This is a genomic window from Sphaerisporangium sp. TRM90804, assembly GCF_029846175.1.
GTDB lineage: Bacteria > Actinomycetota > Actinomycetes > Streptosporangiales > Streptosporangiaceae > Sphaerisporangium.
In genome coordinates this window covers 295,405-318,282 of record NZ_JARWAC010000017.1, presented here as the reverse complement: position 1 = coordinate 318,282, position 22,878 = coordinate 295,405, and the positions used below count along the sequence as shown (strand labels likewise).

General features: G+C 71.0%; 16 protein-coding genes. 2 read left to right on the top strand and 14 right to left on the bottom strand.

All coding sequences use genetic code 11. From position 1 onward, the window contains the following. Positions 1-48: 48 nt before the first annotated feature. Positions 49-819, top strand: coding sequence for an AraC family transcriptional regulator (locus PYR91_RS23355; RefSeq protein WP_279782782.1), 771 nt, complete (start codon positions 49-51; stop codon positions 817-819). A gap of 153 nt (positions 820-972) precedes the next feature. Here the strand turns inward: PYR91_RS23355 and PYR91_RS23350 are convergent, their stop codons facing one another. From PYR91_RS23350 to PYR91_RS23300, 11 genes are all read right to left on the bottom strand, one after another. Beyond that, positions 973-2,412 (bottom strand): cytochrome P450, encoded by a 1,440-nt coding sequence (locus PYR91_RS23350; protein ID WP_279782780.1) that lies wholly within the window; start codon positions 2,410-2,412, stop codon positions 973-975. Beyond that, positions 2,409-2,942, bottom strand: coding sequence for a flavin reductase family protein (locus tag PYR91_RS23345; RefSeq protein ID WP_279782778.1), 534 nt, complete (start codon positions 2,940-2,942; stop codon positions 2,409-2,411). The genes PYR91_RS23350 and PYR91_RS23345 overlap by 4 nt, the downstream gene beginning before the upstream one ends. A 29-nt stretch (positions 2,943-2,971) precedes the next feature. Next, on the bottom strand, positions 2,972-3,400 hold the full coding sequence (locus PYR91_RS23340) for an acyl-CoA thioesterase (RefSeq protein ID WP_279782776.1): 429 nt from the start codon (positions 3,398-3,400) through the stop codon (positions 2,972-2,974). A 4-nt stretch (positions 3,401-3,404) separates the two neighbouring features. Continuing rightward, positions 3,405-9,182: a type I polyketide synthase gene (locus tag PYR91_RS23335; RefSeq protein ID WP_279782774.1), complete on the bottom strand. Its 5,778-nt coding sequence runs from the start codon at positions 9,180-9,182 to the stop codon at positions 3,405-3,407. Then, positions 9,179-10,153, bottom strand: coding sequence for an enediyne biosynthesis protein (locus PYR91_RS23330; protein WP_279782772.1), 975 nt, complete (start codon positions 10,151-10,153; stop codon positions 9,179-9,181). Before PYR91_RS23330 ends, PYR91_RS23335 begins: the two co-directional genes overlap by 4 nt. Positions 10,154-10,157: 4 nt before the next feature. Further along, on the bottom strand, positions 10,158-12,122 hold the full coding sequence (locus tag PYR91_RS23325; protein WP_279782770.1) for a CRTAC1 family protein: 1,965 nt from the start codon (positions 12,120-12,122) through the stop codon (positions 10,158-10,160). After that, complete coding sequence (locus PYR91_RS23320; RefSeq protein WP_279782768.1) at positions 12,119-13,099, bottom strand: DUF1702 family protein; 981 nt, start codon at positions 13,097-13,099, stop codon at positions 12,119-12,121. Before PYR91_RS23320 ends, PYR91_RS23325 begins: the two co-directional genes overlap by 4 nt. A gap of 211 nt (positions 13,100-13,310) precedes the next feature. After that, a complete protein-coding gene (locus PYR91_RS23315; protein ID WP_279782766.1) occupies positions 13,311-14,297 on the bottom strand; it encodes a DUF1702 family protein in 987 nt (328 codons plus the stop codon). A 269-nt stretch (positions 14,298-14,566) separates the two neighbouring features. Further along, positions 14,567-14,773: an acyl-CoA carboxylase epsilon subunit gene (locus PYR91_RS23310; RefSeq protein WP_279782764.1), complete on the bottom strand. Its 207-nt coding sequence runs from the start codon at positions 14,771-14,773 to the stop codon at positions 14,567-14,569. A 140-nt stretch (positions 14,774-14,913) separates the two neighbouring features. Continuing rightward, positions 14,914-15,876 carry an AfsR/SARP family transcriptional regulator gene (locus tag PYR91_RS23305; RefSeq protein WP_279782762.1) on the bottom strand — a complete coding sequence of 321 codons (963 nt, stop codon included), beginning with the start codon at positions 15,874-15,876 and terminating at the stop codon, positions 14,914-14,916. 689 nt (positions 15,877-16,565) lie between these two features. Further along, on the bottom strand, positions 16,566-18,005 hold the full coding sequence (locus PYR91_RS23300; protein ID WP_279782760.1) for an MFS transporter: 1,440 nt from the start codon (positions 18,003-18,005) through the stop codon (positions 16,566-16,568). A gap of 136 nt (positions 18,006-18,141) precedes the next feature. Between PYR91_RS23300 and PYR91_RS23295 the strand changes: the two genes are divergently transcribed. Then, on the top strand, positions 18,142-18,738 hold the full coding sequence (locus tag PYR91_RS23295; RefSeq protein ID WP_279782758.1) for a TetR/AcrR family transcriptional regulator: 597 nt from the start codon (positions 18,142-18,144) through the stop codon (positions 18,736-18,738). 918 nt (positions 18,739-19,656) lie between these two features. Here PYR91_RS23295 and PYR91_RS23290 read toward each other — a convergent pair. Genes PYR91_RS23290 through PYR91_RS23280 form a run of 3 tightly spaced genes read right to left on the bottom strand, consistent with a single transcriptional unit; the run spans position 19,657 to position 22,525 of the window. After that, entirely contained in the window at positions 19,657-20,109 is a 453-nt protein-coding gene (locus PYR91_RS23290; protein ID WP_279782756.1) for a nuclear transport factor 2 family protein, read from the bottom strand. Beyond that, a complete protein-coding gene (locus tag PYR91_RS23285; protein ID WP_279782754.1) occupies positions 20,109-20,933 on the bottom strand; it encodes an alpha/beta fold hydrolase in 825 nt (274 codons plus the stop codon). Before PYR91_RS23285 ends, PYR91_RS23290 begins: the two co-directional genes overlap by 1 nt. Further along, positions 20,930-22,525: a long-chain-fatty-acid--CoA ligase gene (locus PYR91_RS23280; protein ID WP_279782752.1), complete on the bottom strand. Its 1,596-nt coding sequence runs from the start codon at positions 22,523-22,525 to the stop codon at positions 20,930-20,932. The genes PYR91_RS23285 and PYR91_RS23280 overlap by 4 nt, the downstream gene beginning before the upstream one ends. Positions 22,526-22,878 lie beyond the last annotated feature (353 nt).

The following is a 22,878-nucleotide window of genomic DNA, read 5'->3' as shown; positions in this document are numbered from 1 at the left end:
GCTGATCTCGGGCTGATGCGGACCCCCCTCCGAAGCGCGGGAGGAGCAATGGAGAAGGAACTCGAGCAAGCGGTCATGCGTGTGGTCATGAGCATGCACGAGAACCTCAGCGAGCAGATCACGATCAACGACATGGCACGCACGGCGATGTTCAGCAAATTCCATTTCTCCCGCGTCTTCCAGCGGGTGACCGGCCTGTCACCCGGCCGGTTCCTGTCGGCGGTGCGGCTCCAGGAGGCCAAGCGCCTGCTGGCCTCGACCTCCCTGACCGTCACCGACATCAGCCACCGTGTGGGCTATTCCAGCGTCGGCACCTTCAGCTCGCGTTTCACCAGCAGCGTCGGCCTGTCGCCGACCAAGTACCGGCAGCTCGAGAGCATCGCGCCGCAGATGCCGCTCAACGGTTCCATGAACGGCTTCCGCGACGGCTCCTCGTTCACGGTCCACGGCGACATCTCCTCTCCCCTGGAGGACCGGCCCGTCTTCGCCGGCCTTTTCCCCGACCGAATTCTCGAAGGCCGGCCCGTGCGGTACACGGTCCTGGACCGGCCCGGCCCCTACGTCCTTGAGGACGTACCCCAGGGCGAGTGGCACCTCATCGCCCAGTCGGTCGCCGCCGGCCGGGAGGACGCGATGAACCACGCCCCGGGCGGCGACGAGGCGGTGTGCGTCGGGCGCCACGGGCCGATCAGCATCAAGCAGGGCTACGGCACCCGGCTGGCCGACGTGCAACTGCGGCCGATGCGCCCGCTCGACCCGCCGGTGCTTTTGGCCCTGCGGGACGTGCTGGCCAGGGCGTCCGTCCAGCCCGTCCACTGACGTCGTCTCCAGAAGGCCCCCCGGCCACCGCCGGGGGGCCTTCCGGCGTGCCCGGCCCGAGGGGCCGGGGCCGCGCGGGCCTCATGGCCTCCTGACGCCGACGGGCAGGCGCCGCCGAGGCGCCTGCCCGTCACTGACATGGGAGCTCCGGGGTCACCCCGAGGCGGCGCCCGTGGCGGCCCGGCTCCGCACCCTGGGGCTGACGGCCGGGTGCACGGTCATCGGAAGCCCGCCGCGGATGCGCAGCGAGAGCATGGGCTCCGCCACCACCCGGTGGCCCGGCACCGTGACCAGTCGCAGGTCACGCGCGATCATGGCGATCACGAACGTGGCCTCCATCATGCCGAGGTGGTTGCCGACGCAGAACCGGGGCCCGGCGCCGAACGGGATGTGCGCGTACCTCGGCCGGGTCCTCGGCAGGTCCGGGTCGAACCTGTCGGGGTCGAACCGCTCGGGCCGGTCCCAGAACTCCGGGTGCCGGTGCAGCGTGTACGGGCTGATGAGCACGTCGGAGCCCTTGGGCACGTGGTAGCCGCCGACCTCGTCGTCGGCCTGCGCCTCGCGCGGCAGCATCCACACCGGCGGATACAGCCGCATGACCTCCTCCACGACCATCGAGGTGTACCGCAGCCGGTGCAGGTCCTCGAAGACCGGAAGCCGGTCCCCCAGCACCTCGACCGCCTCGGCGTGCAGCCGCTCGCGCACCTCGGGGTGCTTGTCGACCAGCGAGAACGTCCACGCCAGCGTGCTGGCCGTCGTCTCGTGGCCGGCGAGCAGCAGCGTGACCAGCTCGTCGCGCATCCGCTTGCGGCCGACGCGCGGGTCGGCCTCCTGGCGGGTGGACACGATGAGCCGGGACACCACGTCGTCACCGTCCGCGGCGCCCTGCGTGCGGCCCGCCTCCAGGTGGTCGACGATCCGCTGCAGCTCGGCGCGGGCCTGGCGGAAGCGGAGCTGCTTGGGCAGCGGCACCCACATCGGCACCATGCTCAGCGACACCATCTCGAACATGGCCTGGTCCTGCACGGCCTCGAACGAGTGCCCGATCTGGTCGAAGGCGCCGAGGTCGGCGTCCAGCAGGGTTCGCCCGAGCACGCCGAGGCTGAGCCCGGTCATCTCCTGGACGATGTCCACCGGACCGCCGCCGCGGTGCGCCCGCAGCCGGTCGACCAGCCCCGCCGCCTCGTCGGCGACGATGCCGGCCATCTGCGAGATGCGCTTGTTCTGGAACACCGGCTGGATCATCCGGCGCTGCTTGCGCCACAGCTCGCCCTCGCTGGTGAGCAGGCCGTCGCCGATCGCACGACGCGCCTGCACCAGCCCGACGCCCTTGTGGTAGTTCGAGGCGTTGTCCGCGAGGACGTACTTGGCGGTGTCGGGGTGGTTGAAGAAGTACATCTTCTTCGGGCCGATGGACAGCCGGGCCGCGTCGCCGTACGTCGCGGCCAGGCTCATCAGGCCGAGCCGGTCGGAGACCAGCTTCCTGAACAGGGCCGGGCCCGCCCAGAAGGGCGGTCCCGGCGGCGTCCGGCGGGGGCCGGGGGCGGCGGATCCCGCCGCCCCGGCCTTGGAGCGCCGTCCCGTGACGGTCATGCGCTCACCTCGGTCCAGTCGGGACTGATCTCACGGAACCGTCCCTTGAAGACCAGCAGGGCATCCCTGTCGGTCTGCTGGTGCAGGGACACGATCCTCCCGATGAAGATGGTGTGGTCGCCGCCGTCGTAGGTGCGCCACAGTTCGCACTCGAAGCTGGCCAGCGTGCCGTCGAGCATCGGCACGCCGGTCGTCCGGCCGGGCGTCCAGTCGACCTCGTCGAACTGGGCCGCCCCCAGGGTCCGCCAGCGATTGGCGAAGTGCATCGCCACGCCCTCCTGGTGCGATGCCAGAACCGACACCCCGAAGTAGCCGTTCGAGGTGAGGTGCTCGTGCATCAGCGCGCCGCGGTCGACGCAGATCAGCACGAGCGGCGGCTCCAACGAGACCGAGGTGAAGGAGTTGGCGGTCATGGCGTGCGGCACCGGGCCGCCGGTCGTCACGACGGTGACCCCGGTGGCGAACGATCCGAACGCCCGCCGCAACATCTTCGGATCCTCGTGGCGAGGTTCTGGGTTCTCGACTGTCACGCTGCCCTCCTCACGTTCTGCGCCGTCGCCTACGCGGTGTACGGCTCGAGGGCCCTGATCAGGGCATCGGGCACCCTGGCGGGGACGGTGCGGGTGTTGGGGCCGCGCATGCAGGCGACACGCTGCCGCCCGCGGGCGATCAGCGTCTCCCGGTCGTCCGGGTCGAGCCGGACGTAGTCGAAGCCGAACTCGACCTGGGTCTGCGCGAGGTCGATGAGACGCATCCGGATGGACAGCTCGTCGAAGGCGGTGATCTCGGCGAAGAACTCGCAGTCGACCTTGAGCGTGAACAGCTTCAGGTCGTCCTGGAGGTCGGCGAGCACCTCGGGGGCGCGCTGCTTGAGGAACATCTCCCGGCAGCGGCCCTGCCAGCGCAGGTAGTTGACGTAGTAGACGTTGCCGACGATGTTGGTCTCTTCGAAGCCGACCGTGTGCTGGTACTCGTAGTACTTGCTCATGGGGCTACGGCCTCCCTTCCGTGAGGACGGCGAACACGACCGGCCCCGGGGCGTCCCGCAGGGTCGTGACCAGCGTCGCGATGCGCAGACGGCCCGAGGTGAAGACCGTCCAGGCGTCCCGCTGCGCCGGGGTGAGCGTGAGGGGGGCGGTGGGCAGCAGGCCGGCTCCGCGCAGGCACTGCACGGCGGCCAGCACGCGCGTCGCCGCGGTGTCCGGCCCCTCGCCGGTCTGCGCGCCGACCTGCTCGGCCAGCGGCGCGTGCGCCCCGAGCGCTCCCTTGATGGCGGACGCCTCGCCCACCGGGCGGACGTCGCAGCCGACCGTTCCGGGCGCCACGGTGACCAGGGTGACCCCGGCTCCGTGGGACGCCGAGACGGCCCGGCCTCCGTCGATCTCCAGCCGCCCGTCCGGCAGGTGTCGGATGTCGACCGGGTGACCGACGGCGCGCCCCGCGGTCACGTCCGTGCGGGCCTTCCGCTCGGCCTCGCCGTCGGCGCCGTCCAGATGCGGCTCCACGGCGACCGCCACGCGGGTGCCGACCAGGTCCTCCAGCGTCCGCTCAAGGTAGGAGCCGAGCAGCGGGGTGACCCACGGCCCTCGCCCGTCCTTCTTGCGCACCGCCTGGAGGCGCAGGCCCTCCCAGCGCTCCACGATCTCGCCGGCGCTGGTGCGCACCGCGATGTCGTAGATGTAGGTGTCGCCGTCGCGGCTGCGCTCGGTGGCGCAGTAGCGCACCTCGCCCGCCTCGGCCAGCTTGGCCCCGCCCGGGTAGATCCGCTCGATCCCGACCGGGAGCAGCGTGGCGTCGGGCACGCAGACCTGGTTGCCGTGCATGAGCGCGTCGCGCATGCCCGGGTCGCCCAGGAGCAGCTCGCCGGACAGGAACCCGGCGAACCAGTCGCGGGCGTCCAGCGCCGCCACGTCGGCGTCGACGTGGCGTGCCGCGCCGCGGTGGTAGCGGCGCAGGCGGTGGAACCGGCCGCCCTGGAACAGCACGTCTCCGTACAGCTCCGCGTCCGGGTCCAGCGGCACCGGGGGCAGGCCCTCGCCCGTCTGGTTGGGCGGGCCCTCCGGGATGCTCTCGCCGTCGACCCGGAGCCGCGCGCGGAAGTGCTCCACGTCGAAGCCCGTCTCGGCGCTCCGGATGGTCACCTCCACCACGTCGTCGTCGGTGACGGTGGCGGCGATCCGGATCGTGGTGCTGCCGTCCGGCGGGACGATGATCGGCCGCATGAACTCGGCCTCCTCGATCACCGGGACGGTGTCCTTCCCGGTGACCGCGGAGACGACCTGGGCCATGGCCTCCATGCCGAAGACGGCGGGGAAGAGCAGGTTGCCGTCCAGGAGGTGGTCGGCCAGGTACAGATCGGTGCCGGCGTTCATCTCGACCTCGGTGACGAGCTCGACGCCGTGGTAGCGCACCAGCGGCTTCTCGATGAACCGGCGCAGCGGCAGGTCCGGCAGGTCGTACCGGACGGTGTCGATGCCCTCGGTGCGACCGCTGATCACCACGACGGTGGGCGCGTCGGGGTCGGCGACCAGGCGCCGCATGATCTGCACGCCCTGCTCGGGCGAGATGGGGCTGATGCCCTTGCGCGCGAGGCCGTCGACCACCGACAGCCGCTCGCCCATGCCGACGTCGGACCAGACCGACCACTCCATGCAGATGCTGCGGCACTGCGGGTGGGTCTCGGCGACGTCGCGGGTGAGCTCGGCCAGCCAGTCGTTCGCCGTCGAGTAGTGCGCCTCGCCGTGCAGGCCGGCCCGGCCGATGATGCTGCCGAACGTGACCAGCAGGCGCAGCCGGTCCTGCTGGACGGCGTCCAGCACGTTGCGCAGACCGTCGATCTTCGGGGCGAAGGTGCGGCGGAAGGCGCTCATGTCGAGCGTGGACAGGCCGGCGGGCTCGTTGCGGCCGGCGCCGTGCAGCACTCCGGTGACCGGCCCGAGGGCCGCCTCCACCTCGGCGACCGCGCGGCGGATCTGCTCGGCGTCGGTGACGTCGGCACGGGCGTAGTGCACCGTGATGCCGGCGTCGGCCATGCGCCGCAGGTTGTCCGACAGCTCCTGGTCGTCGGCCGGAGCCGACCGGCCGAGCACCGCGAGCTTGGTGCCGGTGTCGATCGCCACGGCCAGGGCGCACTCGGCGGTGATGCCCTTGCCGCCGCCGGTGACCAGCAGCACGTCGGACTCGTCCAGCGGCTGCCGGGTGTGGACCTGCTTGACGGGCATCGCCCGCATCGTGGGGATCCGCCGCACGCCTTCGGCGTCGTAGACGACCTCGGCGTACTCGGCGGTCGCGGCCACCTCGGCCACGACGCGGCCGACCGCTTCGGGCGTCGCCGGCACGTGCACGATGGTGACGCGCAGGTGCGGCGCCTCCAGTTGCAGCGTCTTGGCGAGCCCGGCCGCGCCGCGGCCGTGCTGCACCAGGACGAAGCGGCTGCCCGGCGCGCCGCCGATGGCGGTCTTCGCGCCGATCAGCGCCTGCTCCAGGTGCTCCTCCAGGCAGTCATCGGGCAGGCACACCAGCACGCCGGAACCGACGCGCTCCTGCTCCAGGGCCCGCCGCAGCGGCTCGGCGATCGCGGACTCTCCGGGCGCGAACACCTGCCAGTGGCCGCTCTCGGCCGGCGCGGCCCGCGCGGGAAGCGGGGTCGCGTCGTAGTCGAGGGCGAACGCGCGGGCCCAGGGCGCCGCCCCGGCCACCAGGGACGCCGACGACTTGCCGCCGCCCTGGTTGTCGCGGGCGATGGCGTCGAGCGCGTCGGCCAGCTCGCGAAGGCTCGCGGTGGCGAGGTTGGTCGGCGCCTGCGCCGCGGAGATGCCCAGCCGCTGGGTGGCCTGGTCGATGATGTGCATGACCGTGACCGAGCTGAGGTGCAGCTCGTCCAGTGGCCTGCTGTCCTCGCGGACCATCTCCAGCGGCAGCTCCGCACGCTCGGCGGCCAGCCGGCGCAGCAGCTCCACACTCGACCCGATCGGCTCCTCGGAGCCGCCGCCGGCGTCGCCGCCGGTCCGCGCGGGCTCCTCGGTCCTGCGGGCGCCGCCCTTGATCCGGACGGCCGGGGCCGACTCGGTGGGGCTGGCGAAGAAGGTGAACTCCTGGCCGACCCGCAGCGGGCGGATGAGCCGCCCGTGCAGCAGCTCGTCCAGCAGCACCGGGACGCCGTTGACGTAGGCGGCCGCGGCGACCCGCAGCAGCCCGGTCAGCGACTCGTCGTCGGTGTCCAGCGCGACCGCGGGCACCGAGGTGACCCCGGAGGCGAGCTGGCTGAGCACGCGGCCCGGGCCGACCTCGATGAACAGGTCGATGTCCTTGGCCGCGAGCTGCACGGCCTGGGTGAACAGCACCGGGTCGGTGATCTGGCGGCGCAGCAGCGCCGAGATGTCGGTGTCCGGCCGGAGCACCTGGCCGGTGACCGTGGAGACCACCCGCCGCTCGATCGGCCCGAACTCCTCGCCCGAGAGGTGCTCGCCGAGCGCCTCGGCCGCCGGGGCGACCAGCGGGGAGTGGAAGGCGTGGGACACCGGCAGCCGCGTGACGGTCACGCCGACCCCGGCGGCCTTGGCCGCCACGGCCTCGATCGCGTCGACCGGGCCGGCGATGACCGTCTGCTCCGGGCCGTTGTATCCCGCGATCACCACGGGAAGGCCGGTGAGCAGCTCGGCGACCGCCTCAGGCGCGGCGCGGACGCCGGCCATGGTGCCCGACTCGCTGTGCTCGGTCATGGCCTGGCCGCGGTAACCCGCGACGCGCAGCAGCCCCTGCTCGTCCATCGCGCCGGACCACTGCAGGGCCGAAAGCTCGCCCAGGCTGTGGCCGAGCGCGACGTCCGCCTCGACTCCCAGCAGGGAGAGCGCGCGCATGCCGGCCAGCGAGCCGGTGACGATGCGGGGCTGGGCGACCGCCGTCGCGACCATGTCGCCGCTGGTGGGCAGCGCGGCCTGGACGTAGATCTCCTCGACGTCGGCGAAGCGCCGGCGCAGCGCGCCGCCGCTGGTGCCGCGCCCGGACCCCTGGCCGGGGAACAGGTAGCCGACGCGCCCGGGGCCGTCGACGTGGCCGAGGAAGGCGCGGCCGTCCGGCGAGGACAGCGTGCTCTCTCCGGCTTCCAGCGTCTCCAGCACCTTGCGGAGCTGCCGCTCGGCGTCCTCCGGAGAGGTCACCACGACCGCGGCCCGGTAGGGCAGGTCGCGCAGCTCCGACTGCAGCGTCGCCGCCAGGTCGCCGAGCTGGCCGTAGGAGACCTGCGCCACGAACTCGGCGAGCTGGGTGATCCGCTCCTGGAGCGCCTCGGTCGTCGCCGCGTCGGCGACGAGCAGTTCGGCGTCCTGGATCGACTGGACGATCATCTTGGTGCGGGTGGAGAGCGGCGTGCGGCGGGCGCCGCCGCTCTTCTCCAGCACGACGTGGGTGTTGATGCCGCCGAAGCCCATGGCCGTGACGCCGGCGCGCACCGGCGCGCCCGCGGGCCAGGGCTCGGCCTTGCGCAGCGCGCGCAGGGCCTCGGGCTGCTCGGTGAGCACCTCGTGCGGGTCGACGCAGCCGATGGTCGGCGGCAGCACCTGCTCGTGCACCGCCATGGCGGCCTTGATGAGGCCGGCCACGCCGGCCGCGGCCTTGGCGTGCCCGATCATCCCCTTGATGGAGGTGACGACCGCGGGACGCTCGCCGAGCCCGGCCTCGGTCCTCGACTTGGCCAGCGCGGTCAGCTCGGTCATGTCGCCGACCGCCGTGCCGGTGCCGTGGCCCTCGAACAGCTCGACGGTCTCGATGCCGAACCCGGCGCGGTCGTAGGCGCGGCGCAGCGCGAGCTGGTAGCCGCTGACCTCGGGCCGGGTCATGCCGCCCTTGCCGTCGGAGGAGATGCCCCAGCCGGGGATGCTCGCGTAGACGCGCCGCCGGGCCTCGATGGCGTCCGGCTCGCGCATCAGCACGATCATTCCGCAGCCCTCGCCCGGCCAGAAGCCGTTGGAGTGGCGGTCGTACAGCCGCATCTCGCCCTTGGCGAGCGCGCCGGTCTTGGCGAAGCCGATGATCTCGAACGGGTCGATCGACAGGTCGACGCCGCCGGCGATCGCCACGTCCACGTCGCCGTCGATGAGCGCCTTGCAGGCGGTGGTCACCGAGAGCAGGGACGAGGAGCAGGCGCCGTCGACGGTGTAGCCGCCGCCGTTGAGGTCGAAGTGGTTGCAGATCCGGCCCGCGATGGTGTTGGACAGGCCGCCGGCCAGGGTGTCCTCGTCGATGGAGGGGAACGGGCTCTTGTAGCCCGCCTCCAGGTCGTCGAGGAAGGTGGCCAGACGGTCCTCGTCCCAGCCCTCCTCCAGGAGGGCGGCCGCGACCGTGCGCCGGACGTACGGCCAGCGCAGCCGCATGACGTTGGCGCGGGTGAACTCACCGGTCAGGGTGTTGCCGACGACCACTCCGGTGCGCTCCCGGTTGAGGCCCTCGGCCCCGGGGAAGCCCGCGTCCGCCAGCGCCTGGCCCGCCATGTCGAGCGCGAGCCAGTGCGTCAGGTCGGTGGAGCGGTAGGTGCTGCCGGCGATCTTGTAACCGATGCGGTCGAACTCGTAGCCCTCGATGACCGCCGCTGTGCGGGCGTAGAACCGGTCGGGCGCGGCGGGGTCGGGATCGTAGTAATCCTCGGCCCGCATACGCACGTCGGGAAGCCTGCGGAAGGCGCGGCGACCGGCGAGAGCGTTCTCCCACAGCTCTCTCGGCGAGGTGGCGTCCGGGTACCGGCACGCCATGCCGACGATCGCGATCCTGGTCATACCGAAGCGACCTCTTTCCCGGTGGCCGGGACCTTCTCTACCGGGACCTTGGCCAGCGCCTCGGCCTCACGCTGCGCGCGCGCCTTGTCGACGAAGTGCAGGCCCCAGAAGAAGCCGCCGCGGATGGCGCACACGATGGCGGTGGCGAAGAAGATCGCGTAGGAGATGTGGACGGCCGTCATCAGGCCGTAGACCAGGGCGACGCCGCCGCCGAACAGGAACTGCGACGCCGGCTTGGACGGGCTGGTGCCCGGGTCGGTGATCATGTAGTTGCTGAAGAGCACGAACGCGACGCCGGTCATCATGGCGAGCGCGCCCGGGATCGAGGTGTCGAAGAAGATGCCCCGGACGATCGACTGGAGGGCGAAGATGCTCACCCAGCCGAAGATGAGCGGCATGCGGTTGGTCAGCTTGCCGTTCAGCATGGTGCCGCCGAGGATGATGATGCCCGGGATCAACCAGTCAATCCAGGTGTCGACATGCTCGGTGAAGTGGTACGGCGGGGCGATGCTGGCCCAGGGGAAGACCAGCAGGATGGCGGCGATGCCGAAGTTCGACGGGTTCATGTAGTGCCGCATGCGGCCCTTGACCGGCGCGCGCAGCACCCACTTGGCGCCGACCGCGACGACGATGCCGAAGATCAGGACCAGGATCTGGTCGTTGACGTAGATCAGCATGTTCATCGCGAGGCTGGTGATGTGCGCTGGGTAGAGGAACTGCATCAGGCCCTTGGCCCCGCCGCCCTTGTAGCGCGGCGCGCGCTTCTCGGCCCTGGCGCCGATGGCCTCCAGGACGATCTCCGTGGTGTATCCGGTCGCGAGGGCGACGAAGGGCCACAGCCACGGCTGCTCGAAACCGAGCACGGTGTAACCGAGGATGTTGAAGACCGTGATCGACATCGCGAAGTTGCGCAGCGCCGTGATGACCTTCGGGTCATGACGCGGGCCGGCACTCGGCTTTGTGTCCGTCATGTAGTCACTTCTCCTTGGCCTGCTGGCCGAGCGTGAGCGTGTGCCGGCCCGGGGTGAGCTGGAGGGTCTCGTCGTGGATCTTGCCGGTGCGGTCGCGCCAGCAGATGCGTACCTGAACCGGGCCGGTCACCTTGTCCCCGAGCCCGATGTGGACCTCGGAGCTGCGCCTGCCGGAGTGGCCGCTGCTGCCGTCGACGCGGTTGATGAACTTGCGCCCGTCGGGCGTCGTCACCGTGACCTGGGCGCCCGTGACCGGCGAGCCGGCGGCGGGGAGCGTGCCCGCGGTCTCGCCGTCGCGGATCAGCTTCAGGTTCAGGAAGGATCCGGTGGCCGGGCTGGTGTTCTGGTAGAAGACCGGCTCGTCCCACTGGCGGGCCATGGCGAAGTCCAGCCGGCCGTCGCCGTCGGCGTCGCCGGTGGCGATGCCGCGGGTCGGCACGGGGATGGCGATGCCGAGCTCGTGGGCGATGTCGACGTAGCGGCCCTCGGGGCCCTTGACGAAGAACTTCATCGTCTGGTGCCCGCCGATGTCGTCACCGGCGGTGGCGTTCGGCCACCAGAAGGGGTTCTGCAGCATGCCGTCGTTCGCGGTGGCCAGCTCCTGCAGGTTCGGCCAGCGGTCGATCTGGCCCTTCACGAAGCCGGTGGCCTGCGCGATGGCGAGCTCACCGCTGTTGTTGAAGTCCTCGATCTTGATGTCCCAGCCCCAGCCGGACCAGGCCGTGCCCGCGGGCGCGCTCTCGTCCTTCCACGGCCCCACGCCCTCGCGCAGCTTGGCCCGCAGCTCCTCCTGGGTCTTCACCGTCGACATGAACTGGAAGTTGCTCTCGACGATGCCCCACGAGGTGGTGATGTTGCTGACGAACATGTCGTAGATGCCGTCGTGGTTCAGGTCGCCGAAGTCGACGCCCATGCCCTTGAAGGAGTCCTTGCCGACGACCTTCGACTTGGGGATCAGCGGCGAGCTGACGCCCTCGACCGGCGAGAGCTTGATGTTGCCGGGAGTGGACCGGTTGTAGAACATGCGGTCCGCGCCGAAGTCGTTGGCGAGGTACAGCTCGGGCAGCAGGTCGCCGTCCAGGTCGTTGGCGCCGGCGCCCAGCTCCCAGCCCTTGGAGGCGTACTTGGGCAGTACGTTCTCGAAACACTTGTAGGTGACCGTCGGCTGGTCGCCCGCGGTCGCCCCGGTGAAGCGGAAGAAGTAGTTCTCGCCGCCGTTCTGCGCGGCGGACATGGAGTGGTTCATGTGGACGCCGCCGGCGATGTTCGGGTCGAGCACCGGGCCGTCGGCGAAGTAGTTGCCGATGAAGATGTCGTCGTGACCGTCACCGTCGAAGTCGGCGACCGTGGCGACGTTGCTGTTCCACTGCGGACCGGTGTACTTGCCGTTGGTCGAGTTCGCGCCGGGGACCAGCTCGACGGCCTGGTAGGAGTCGGCGGTCAGCTTCGTCGCGCCCGTCTTGGCGAGGTAGACGATCGGCGTGCGGCCCCACAGGTAGACCAGCAGATCCAGCCGGCCGTCCTCGTTGAAGTCGCCGGGGACGCAGCCCATCGGAGCCATGGCGCTGTTCATCGGCAGCGCGCCCGGGTTCAGGGCGAACGGCGCGTACCGCGTCGCGCCCACGCCCGGGGTGGGCGTGACCACGGCCTGGTCGATCCGCGTGTCCACGATGCACAGGTCGTTGGAGAGCCCGTCACCGTCGAGGTCGTTCATCGCGATCGCCGCGCCGACCGAGGAGATCCAGGCGTCGATGTGCTTGTACCACTGGTTCACCTCGCGGATCGTCTGCTGCTTGTAACCGCTGGGCAGCGAGACCGACAGGGGCTGGAACGAGTACTTGCTCGCGACGCCTGCCGTCTCGGCCTCGGAGTAGGTAGGCAGGCGGGCGATCAGGAAGACGCTCGTGACCAGCACGAGGGCGACGATTCCCGCCAGCTGCCTGCGCAGCCAGCCAAGGGTCGCAGTCACGGGCTAACACCTCCAAGAGAAACGATTCGGTCGGCGATGCGCTGTCGCCACAGTTCGTAGGCGGGCACACCGCCCTGGTCCGGCTGGTCGGGACGGGCCTCGGCGCTGATGCCGGCCGCCTCCTCGGGGGTCACGCCGCAGAACACGCGGGTGGCCGTCAGCGTGTGCGGAACCACCAGCCCGGCCCTGACCCGGGCTTCGGCCGCGAAGACCGAGCCCTGGGCGAGGTTGGGGCGGTACACACCCGCGTCGTCCCGGAAGGACACCAGCTCCTCCTCCGGGGCGCCGCAGGCGTAGCTGGCGGCCAGACCGGTCCCGGCGTACAGGTCGGCGTGCCGGGACTCGGGGAACTTCCTGATCAACGCGGTGACGCGGTCGGGGTCGGTGCCGCCGATGAACCACAGGGCGCGTCCGATCCCCTGGTCGATGGCGTGGTTGGGGTACCACCCGGGGGCGTCCTTCGGCCACGGGAAGTCGGGGTCCTGGTACTGCCCGTCCACGTACTTGGCGGTGTGGAAGTAGGCCTGGTGGAAGCCGTAGCCGTCCAGGGCCAGCCACCGCAGCAGCGGGTCGGGGGCGTACATCTTGGACCAGAGGAACTTCGGCAGCCGCGCCATCGCCCAGCCGACGCCGACGTACACCATGTAGATGTGCTCGCCGCCGCGGCCGGCGAGGCAGTCGCGCACGTTGCGCCCGCTGGAGAACGGCAGGGCGTCCATGACGGCGAAGCCCATGCCCGCGCCCTCGTAGGCGAACCCGCGGAACTGCGTGGGAACCTGCTCCAGCCGCTCCTCGGCCTCCTCGATCGTCCGTGCCTCGACCGCGTAGGCGTAGCCGGCGAGGAATGTCTCGCCGACGGTCTCCAGCAGTTCCCGTGCCTCGGCGTTCTTCTCGTAGAAACCACGAACCGAAAGCTTGGTCTCGGAGGTGTCGGGTGTCAGAATACGGCGCCGTAAAGCCCGCAGAGCACTGGCCAAGTGAGTCTCCTCCCCCTGGGGGTCGCCCCTTCTCCATGGGGTAATCTTTATATACATGTACACATATGACCGAACTGCTGAGCCACTTCAAACGTGCGCACTCGGCGATGTCAAGCGGCTGTTTCCGGGCATGGTCAGCTGAACTCACGAGCACCGACGTTTTCGCCCGAGCGTTAATCGAGGGCCGCCTTTCGGCGGCCCTCTCGAACCCCTAGGAAACCGGGGTGGAAACGAAATACCCGCGTATGTTCGCGCGCCACTCCTCGTACGCGGGAACCGGCGCGGGCCCGGTGTGCTCCACGGCCGTCGCGTCGGCGAGGGCCACGGCGTCCCCCACCGACAGGTCGGTGAGCGTGCGGGTGGCCACCTCGGTGTGCGGCGGGACGAAGCCGGCGAACGTGCGGGCCTTGGCCGCGAACACGACGCCCTGCGACAGCTCGGCCCGGTACTCCCCGGCCTCGCGCCGCAACTGCTCCAGCCCCGCGGCCTCGCAGCCGCCGGCGAACGTCGCGGCCAGGCCGACGCCGCTCCACAGGTCGGCCTGCCGGTGGCTCGCGAAGCGGGCGACGGCCGAGGCGACGCCGGGGACGTTCGCGCCGTTGATGAACCACAGCGCGCGGCCTATGCCCTGGTCGACGGCGCGGGAGAAGTACTCCGGCGAGCCCTCCCAGGGGTAGGGCGCCAGCACCTTCTGCTCGTCGACGTAGCGCTTGGTGTCGAAGTAGGCACGGTCGAACCCGTAGCCGTCGACGGCCAGCCAGCTCATCGTCGGGTAGTACGCCGACCCGGTCAGGTCGGGCATGACCTTCTTCCACAGCGGCCTCGGCAGCCTCGCCATGGCGAAGCCGATGCCGATGTAGGTCAGGAAGATGTGCGGCTGACCCGGGCCCATCAACAGGTCACGCGTGTGGGTCCCACGGCCGCCCTTCATCGCGTCCAAGATCGTGAAAGCCATCGTGGCGCCCTCGTAGGCGAAGCCCCGGAACTCCGGGTCCACCAGGGCCAGGCGCCTCTCGACCTCCCACTGGTCACGCGCGTCGATTCCCCACTCGAATCCGCAGATCACCGACTGCGGAATCGACTCGAGTTTGCGCGTGGCGTCTGATGGGACGACGGGAAATCCCCGGACGCTGAAAGTCACTTCCGCCAGCGACGGTGCCATCATGAGCCTGCGCAGTGAACCGAACAGGGTTGGCATTAATGCCCTCCTCAGCTTCGACCGCAGCCGGGCAGCGGAGGCTCACCCGCGACTGGTCCATTTCATGGTCATATGTCGACTCCTGGAGTTACATCTCCCGTGTTGCGGTGTCACGACGGAATCACGTAACGACCGGTGAAGGGGCCGAAAACAGGGGAAGCCCCCGCAGGGGCGGGGGCTTTCGGGAAGGGGTGAAAGCGGGCCGGCGGGGCCGCGGCGGAAAGACCGGGGCCGGGACAGGGGGCCGCCGGGACAGGGGCCCCGGGGCGTCAGGCCGACCAGCCGCTGGAGCGCCAGGCGCGGGGCGGGAGCGGCCTGCGTACGATGAGCCCGCTGTCGGACCAGGCGGCGGGGGACGCCGGCGCCGGGGTGTCGGCGGGCTCGGCGGCACGCGCGGCGAGGACCGCGATCAGCGCCGCGAGCTCTTCGGCGGTCGGGTTACCGCGCACCACCTTCAGGAAGGGGATCTCGGCCACGTCCGTGCCTCCTCGTCCGGTCACTCGGTACGAGGGTCACCTCCGGCGTGGGGACGGCACAACAGCCGGGAGAGCCGGATCTTCGGAATAGGGGCGCGCTAAGGGGTGAGCGGGCCGCGGGTGGACGCGGCCCGCCTCCGTCAGCCGAGCGGCCGGGGAACGCGTCCCTCGCGGGACACGCGGAGTTCGATGGGAAGGACGGCCACCGTGGGCGGGGCCATGGAGCGCGCGCGGGTCCCCGTGTGCGGGCGGCCCTGGGCGTAGACCGGCACCGGCCGGGAGGTCTTGGAGACGCTCTCGCGCAGCCGTGCCGTCCGCGGGAGTTCGTCCCGCATCAGGACGGGGTCGTGGGTGAGGATCGCCCGTTCGTACTGGCGGAGGGCCGGGGAAGGCTCGATGCCGAGGTTCTCGGCGAGCCGGTGGCGGAACTGGCGGTAGGTGTTGAGCGCGTCGATCTGCCGTCCCGAACGGTACAGGGCGACCAGCAGGAGCATGCAGAACTGCTCCTGCAGCGGATTCTGCGCGAACAGCTCGGTCAGCTCGGGCAGCACCTTCGCGTGCCCGCCGCCGTTCAGTTCCAGTTCGTAGAGCAGGGCGAGCGCGGCGTTGCGCGACTCGCGGTACTTGCCGGCGGCCGTCTGGCACAGCGGGCCGCCGACCAGCCCGCCGTACACCGGGCCGCGCCACAGGTCGAGCGCCTTGCGCAGGTCGGCGATCTCGCGGTGCACGTCGGCGACCGTGCCGGTCTCCATCCGCGCGCGGATCATGTTCAGGGTGTGCAGGAAGGCCCACGCGTCGAGCTCGGTGCGGTCGACGGTGAAGAGGTAGCCGGAGATGCTGGTGGTGAGCCGGGATTCGGGCCGGTCGGGCTCCAGTCGGGAGAGGCTGCGCCTGAGCCTGCTGATCTGGGCCTGAAGGGCGTTCTCCACCTTCGCTGGTGGCGTGGTCCCCCATAACTCCTCCATGAGGGAGTCCACGGTGACGAGCGTGCCGCCCGACACCAGGAGGGTGGCGAGCAACGTCTGCTGCATCGTGCCGCCGAGCCGGATCACGTGATCGTTCTGGCGGATCTCTATGGCGCCAAGGATGGAAAAGGTAAGCATGACCGCTCCCCGCATGAGTCAAGTCATCGATTAGTGCATTACTAGTGACCGATAGAAGCCGTCTCCCCTTTCGTGACCATTGCGAATTTTCGGAGCCGGGCCCCCGGCTCAGCACATCTCCGTCTAATCCCGCAGCCACCCGGAACTGGAAATGTACACAAGTCACGCCATAGTAGGATTAAGATCGATTACGCGGTAAACCTAGCATAGGGTTCTGCGACTGTCTACAGCGTTAGTACCGTGTGCCAGAACCGCGCCGAAAACAGTCGGGCGACGGGGTGACGTCGGATATATTCCCAGGTCACAGGCACGGACTCGGCGTCGCCGCGCTCCACGCCACCGCGTATGCCCCGGCCAGGGGATTCGCCGGAGAGGCCATTACTCGGTCGTTGACCACACACATATAGTGACGGTCCAGATAGCGCGGACCTAGCACGACGCTTACCACTGTGGACGATTACTTTCTCAGCCGTGAATCCGGCGGCCTTATAAGACGTATACCGGCGGCCCCGGCGGCCTATGGGGGCCCGGGGACGGCGGCGATTCCGGCCGTCATGGCCGGCCCCGCTGCCACCGTCCCTCGACCTGGCCCTACGCCCCGCACGGCCGGGCCACACCGGGTGCCCGACGACGGGCGGGGACCGTCGCCGGGCACGTCTGCGGTGGGTCGTCTGCCCGCCGCCCAGCGGTCAGGCGGAACGTCGGCTGTACCGCGCGATCCCTCCAGCGGCCAGCAGGGTGATCGCCACGGTGATGGCGGTCACGGTCCACAGGCCGGCGCGGTATCCGCCGAGCCCTGCGTCGGCGTTGAGGCCGAGCAGCGTGGCGGTGAGGGCGATGACGACGCCGGTACCGATCTGGGAGGAGGCGTTGAACAGGCCGGACGCCAACCCCTGCTCGTCCTCCTTTGCGCTTCCCACCGCGGCGATGTTCAGCGCCGGGTAGGCGGCCGCGAAGCCGATGCCGCCCAGGAGCTGCTGCGCGACGAGGATCACGAGCGGGTTGACGTGGCCGATCAGCAGGACCCAGCCGAGGTAGCCCACGGCCAGCATGAGCAGCCCGGCCGTGGCCACCGGCCAGGCTCCGTACTTGGTGACCGCGGCCGCGCCGTAACGCGCGGTGGCCGCGGTGAGCACGCCGCCGAGCAGGAACGCCAGACCCGCCTGGAACGGCGACCAGCCGAGCACGTTCTGGTAGTACAGCGTGAGCACGAACTGGAAGGCGACGTACGCGCCGAACATCAGCATGCAGACGTTCGCCCGCGAGAGCTGCGGCCGCGAGAAGATCGACAAAGGAACGAGCGGAGTGGGGTGCACCCGCTCGACCATGACGAACGCCAGCAGCAGCACCACCGCGGCTCCGAGCGAGCCCAGCGTGAGCGAGTCGCCCCAGCCGGACACCGACGCCCGGCTCACGGCGTACACCAGCGCGATGGCGCCCGCGGTCACCGTGATGGAGCCGAGGATGTCGACACGCGGGCGTCCGCCCTCGCGGGGACGGTCGGCGGGCACGGCCACCATCGCCATGACGGCCACGATGATGCCGACCACGGCCGGCAGGAAGAGCACCAGCCGCCACGAGATGCCCGACAGGAGGCCGCCGAGCACCAGGCCCAGCGAGTAGCCCGCGGACACGATGGCGAGGAACGTGCCGAGCGCCTTGTTGCGCGACTGGGGGTCGCGGAAGGCGTCGAGCAGGATGGCCATGGCCACCGGGGCGGTGAATCCGGCGCTGATGCCCTTGGCCAGGCGTGCGAGCACCAGGACGAAGCCACCGTCGGTCAGGCCGCCGATGAAGCTGGCGACCACGAAGACCGCGAGCCAGCCGATCAGCAGCTTCTTGCGTCCGAAGATGTCGGCCAGACGGCCTCCCAGCAGCAGGAAACCGCCGAAGCCCAGCGCGTAGGCGCTGACCACCCACTGCAGGGTGTCGGGCGACATGCCGAGCTCCTGCTGCACCAGCGGGAGGGCCGGGCCCATGCTCGCGATGTCCATGGCGTCCAGGAACTGCACCGCGCAGACGACGGCCAGCAGCAGTGACGCATTCCTGATGCGCCCCACGTTCGTCGGTGGGCTGACGCGCCCTTGGACGTCCGTGGCCCGTGCCGACGACGAAGACGTCTCTGTCATGATCACGCTCCGATCGGTCAGAAGTTTTTGGTGGACCAATCGGTCCGGGACTGTTCGGTCCATTTGTAACGTAGACTGATGGGCGTGTCAATCAAGTACTGCGCGCAATCGAAAGCGCGGTGGAGAGGAGCCCGTGGTGGCACGTAGACCGGCCCCGGACACCAGGGAGCGCATCATGGCGGTGGCATCTCGCCTGTTCCGCGAGTACGGCGTGCGAGCCGTCGGCATGCAGCAGGTCGTGGACGAGACGGGGCTGGGCAAGAGCCTGCTGTACCGCGAGTTCGCCAGCAAGGACGACCTGGTCGCGGCGTGGTTGAAAGAGAGCGACATCGAGTGGTGGAAGATGGTCGACACCGCGCTGCGGAAGCACGACGGCGACCCCGCCGCGCAGCTCCTCAGGCTCGTGGAGATGACCTACGAGAGCGCCAAGTCACCCAACTTCCACGGCTGCATCTTCTACAACACCTCCACCGAGTTCCGTGACAGCGAGCATCCCGGCCGGCGTCAGGCGCTGGTGCACCTGCAGCGCATGCGCGAACGGCTGGGCCACCTCGCCGAGACGGCGAAGGCCACCGACCCCGACAAGCTCGCCGACGCGCTCATGCTCGTCATCGGCGGCCTCTACGTGAACGGCGCGGCCCTCGGCCCCGAAGGCCCCGTCGTCGTCTCCATCCCCACGGCCAGGACCCTCATCAACCGCTACTGCCCCACCCCCGTCGGCGACCCCCACTGACCCACCCACCGGCAACCCCACCGGCGAACACACGAAGGAGCCACGTCACCCAGACCCGCCAGACCCCTCCGTCAAGACCGCACGGCGAGGCCCCCCGGGCGCGGGGCCCGGGGCACACACCCGCCGCGCGACGACCACTCCCCGGCCGGAGGACTCTCCCCTCCGACGCCCGGACCACCGGCCCTCCCCCTGGACACAGAGCGGTCCCCTGTCGACGGTGAGACACCCGCCCCCGACCCGGACCATCGAGCCCCGGCACGGCGAATCCCCACCCCACGCCAGGCCCCCACAAGCCGACTCCCCGTCAACGGTGAACTCCCCGCCCCCCGCCACCGCCCAGCCAGCCAGCCAGCCACGGTGCGGCACGGCACGGCACGGCACGGCACGGCACGGCGAAGCCGACCCCCCGCACGACAGACAGCCCAGGCGGGTCCCCATCCAACGACGAGAGAGCTTGATCACGGCGCCGGATCGACGAGACACGCTGCGGCGAAGACGGCGCCGGCGTACGGCGGGCGCCCCAGGACGCGGTTACCTTCCAACGGTGACATGCCCGACCCCGCCGCCGTACGACAGGTGCCCAAGGGGCGGTTCCCTTCAAGCGGTGAGAGATGCTTGACCTTGGCACCGAGCCGGCGAAACGCGGTGCGGCGAAGACGGCGCCCACGTACGGCGGGCGGCCCAGCGGGCGGTTACCTTCCAACCAGGAGATGCCCGACCCGGCGACGGGTCGGCGAAGCGCGGTGCGGCGAAGACGGCGCCGGCGTACGGCGGGCGCCCCAAGAGGCGGCTTGCTTCCAACGGTGACATACCCGACCCCGGCGCCGGGTCGGCGAGGTGTGGTGCGGCGAAGACGGCGCCGGGTGCGGCGGGCGGCCCGGGGGGTTCTGCGTCCTCGGCTCGGCTGGGGAGACCTCGCTAAGGGCGTACGGGGGTCGGGCGGGCGGGGCGGGTGGCTCTGCCGTGCTCCTCGTAGCCGTCGTTGTAGGCGAACGACGACGGCAGCCTGTCGTGGAACTGGTAGTCCGTCCGGATGCGCCCGTCCTCGTCGAGCACGACCACGTCCTGGCCCGCCATCTCCATCTCCCCCGTCGCGGCCCGCACCATCACCCAGTTCAGCCGGACGACGCCGTGGTGGCCGATGGCGTTGTGCGAGGAGCGGAACGCGTACCCCATCGGGCCGTACAGCTCCTTGGTGTAGGTGATCTGGCTGAGGATGGCCTCGTGGCCGTGCACGGGGTCGCGGCGGTAGAAGACGTACGTCGCGTCCGGGGCGTAGAGCTCCACCACGCCGAGGCGCCGGCGTTCGGCGTCCGGCTCGTTCCACAACGCGACGAACCGGTCGGCGAGCTGGTTCGGAGTGAGCGTCATCATGTCCTCCCGTGCGGCTGTCGCGGCGCCGCGTACCGGCGCAGCAGCGCGACCAGGTCCGCCGTGACGGCGGGCTCCTGGCCGCGGATGAAGAAGTGGTTTCCCGGGAACGTCCGCGTCCCCAGGTAGTGCGGCGTGCGGCTCGCCCACGAGCCCATCGCCTCGGGCGCGACCAGCGGGTCGTGGCGGCCGGCGTAGGCCACCACGGGGCAGCCGACGGCCGCGCCGTCGTCACGATGGCTCGCGCAGGCCGCCGAGTCGGCCCGCATCGTGCGCACCGCCTGCGCCAGCGACTCCGCGTCTCGGAGGATCTCCGGCGGCAGCGCGCCGAGGCGGCGCATCATCTCGGCCACCTCCGGGTCGCTCATGCGCGCGAGCATCTGGCGCGCGGGCATGGTGAAGCCGGCCGGCGCCCACCCCGACGCCGCGACCAACACCGGCCCCCGCCACCCGCCGCGTTCCAGCGCGAGCGCCACCCGGTAGGCCAGCAGGGCGCCCATCGAGTGGCCGAACAGCGCGTACGGCCGCCCGTCCAGCTCACTCCCGATGACCGCCGCCAGCACCTCCGCCAGCGGCTCAAGCCGGTCGTACGGGGCCTCGTGGCGCCGGTCCTGCCGCCCGGGCAGCTGCACACACTGCACGGCCACGTCGCTGGGCAGCAGCCCCGGCCACTCCCGGTAGGCGGCGGCAGAGCCGCCGCTGTGGTGGAACAGGAACAGCCGGGCCACCGCGTCCGGGTCGACATCCCCCGGCCGCAGCCACAGACCGGCCTGACGCGAGCCGGTCACCGCGAAGTCGTCTGTTCTGGAGTATCCGCCCGTCATGGCCCGCCTACCGGGACAGGGCGGGGGGACGGCGGCCGGGCCGTGCCCGCGTGCTCGTCGCGGAGCACGCGGCGGAGCACCTTGCCGGTGGGGTTGCGCGGCAGGGCGTCCACGATCACGTACCCGGTCGGGATCTTGAAGTCGGCGATCCGCCCGCGCAGGAAACGCATCAGCTCGCGCGGTGTGGCCTGCGTGCCGGGTTCGAGCACCACGGCGGCGCGGACGGCCTCGCCCCAGCGCGCGTCCGGCACGCCGAACACGGCCACCTCGGCCACGGCGGGGTGGGCCCGCAGGGCGTTCTCCACCTCGACGGGGTAGATGTTCTGCCCGGCCACGATGATGGTGTCGTTGACCCGGTCGAGCAGGTAGAGGTAGCCGTCCTGGTCCAGGTAGCCGGTGTCGCCCATGTACAGCCAGTCGTCGACGAGCGCCTTCGCGGTGTCCTCGGGCCGGCCCCAGTACTCCAGGAAGTGGCCGGGGCTGCGGACGACCACCCGCCCGATCTCCCCGGCGGGCAACGGCGTGCCGTCCGTCCGCACGATCTTGATGTCGTTGCCGGGGCAGACACGCCCGGCGGACCCCAGCACCGAGCTGTCCGGCCGGTGGTCGCCAGGGGCCAGGCAGGTGACGAAGCTGCCCGCCTCGGCCGAGGAGTACCCCTGCGCCAGCTCGCAGCCGAGCATGTCGATGCAGGTCAGCAGCAGCTCCTTGTCGATCGGCGAGCCGCTGTAGACCACCTTGCGCAGGGACGCGAACGTCTCCCGGGTCACGCCGCGTTCGGTGAGCAGCATGCGGAGCATGGCCGGCGCGGCCCACATCGTCGTGATCTTGTGGTGTTCGATGAGGCGGGCCGCCTCGTCGGCGACGAACATGCGCATCATGACGGTGGTGGCGCCGACGTTGAACGCGTGCATGAACCAGCCGAACCCGGCGGTGTGCAGCCCCGGGAAGCAGCACAGCCCCCGGTCGCCGGGCCGCCAGTCGATCCAGTCCACGCCGTGCTCGGTCATGTCGCGGATGAAGGTGAAGAAGGTGCGGTGCGGCAGCACGACGCCCTTGGGCAGCCCGGTCGTGCCGCTGGTGTAGAGCTGCGCCACCGGGTCGCCGGTGCCGGTCCCCGGGTCGAGGTCGTCCTCGGGCAGGCCGGCCTTCCACGCGAGGAGGCCCCCGGCCACGTGCTCGTCGGTGTCCAGCTCCACCACGACCCGCAGCCCCGGCAGGTCGCCGCGCAGCCGCTCGATGACGCCGAGGTACCGGCGCTCCACGAACAGCGCCTCCGCCCCCGAGTCGCGCAGGATGTGGTCGATCTCCCCCGGCGTGAGCCGCCAGTTGATGGGCACGAGCACGGCGCCGGCCTTGGCGCACCCGAGCGCGATGTCGTAGTAGTACTCCGACTCCCGCCCCAGGTACCCGACCCGCGCCCCCCGGCCCAGCCCCGCTTGCAGCAACGCGTGCCCGGTCCGGTTGCTCTCCCGGTGCAGCTCCCCGTACGTCACCTCCCGCCCCTCGCAGACCACCGCCACATGCTCCGGCCGCTCCCGCGCGTGCAACGCCGCCCGCGCGCCCAACGTGTGCTCACGAAGCTCGTCCATATCTCCCTGTCTCCGGCCCGACACCCGCGGGCCTACTCGATTGACCACCAACCCCCGCCCTCAGCAGCGGCGGACCCGACTCCACCGACAGACCCGACCCACCCACCGCCCGCCCGCCCCTGCTCCCACCCAGCCCCCCAGTGCCCGGCCCAACCACCCGGCCAAGCCCGGGCACAACCACCCGGCGCCCGGCGCAGCCACCCGACCACCCGCCCAGTCCGCCCAGTCCGCCCAGTCCGCCCAGTCCAGCCACCCACCACGGCGCCGGTACGGCGGGCGTTCCGTGCGGCGAAGACGGCGCCGCCTATGGCGACCGACGCGAGGAGGCCGGCCCCGGTCGCCGACCTCCGACC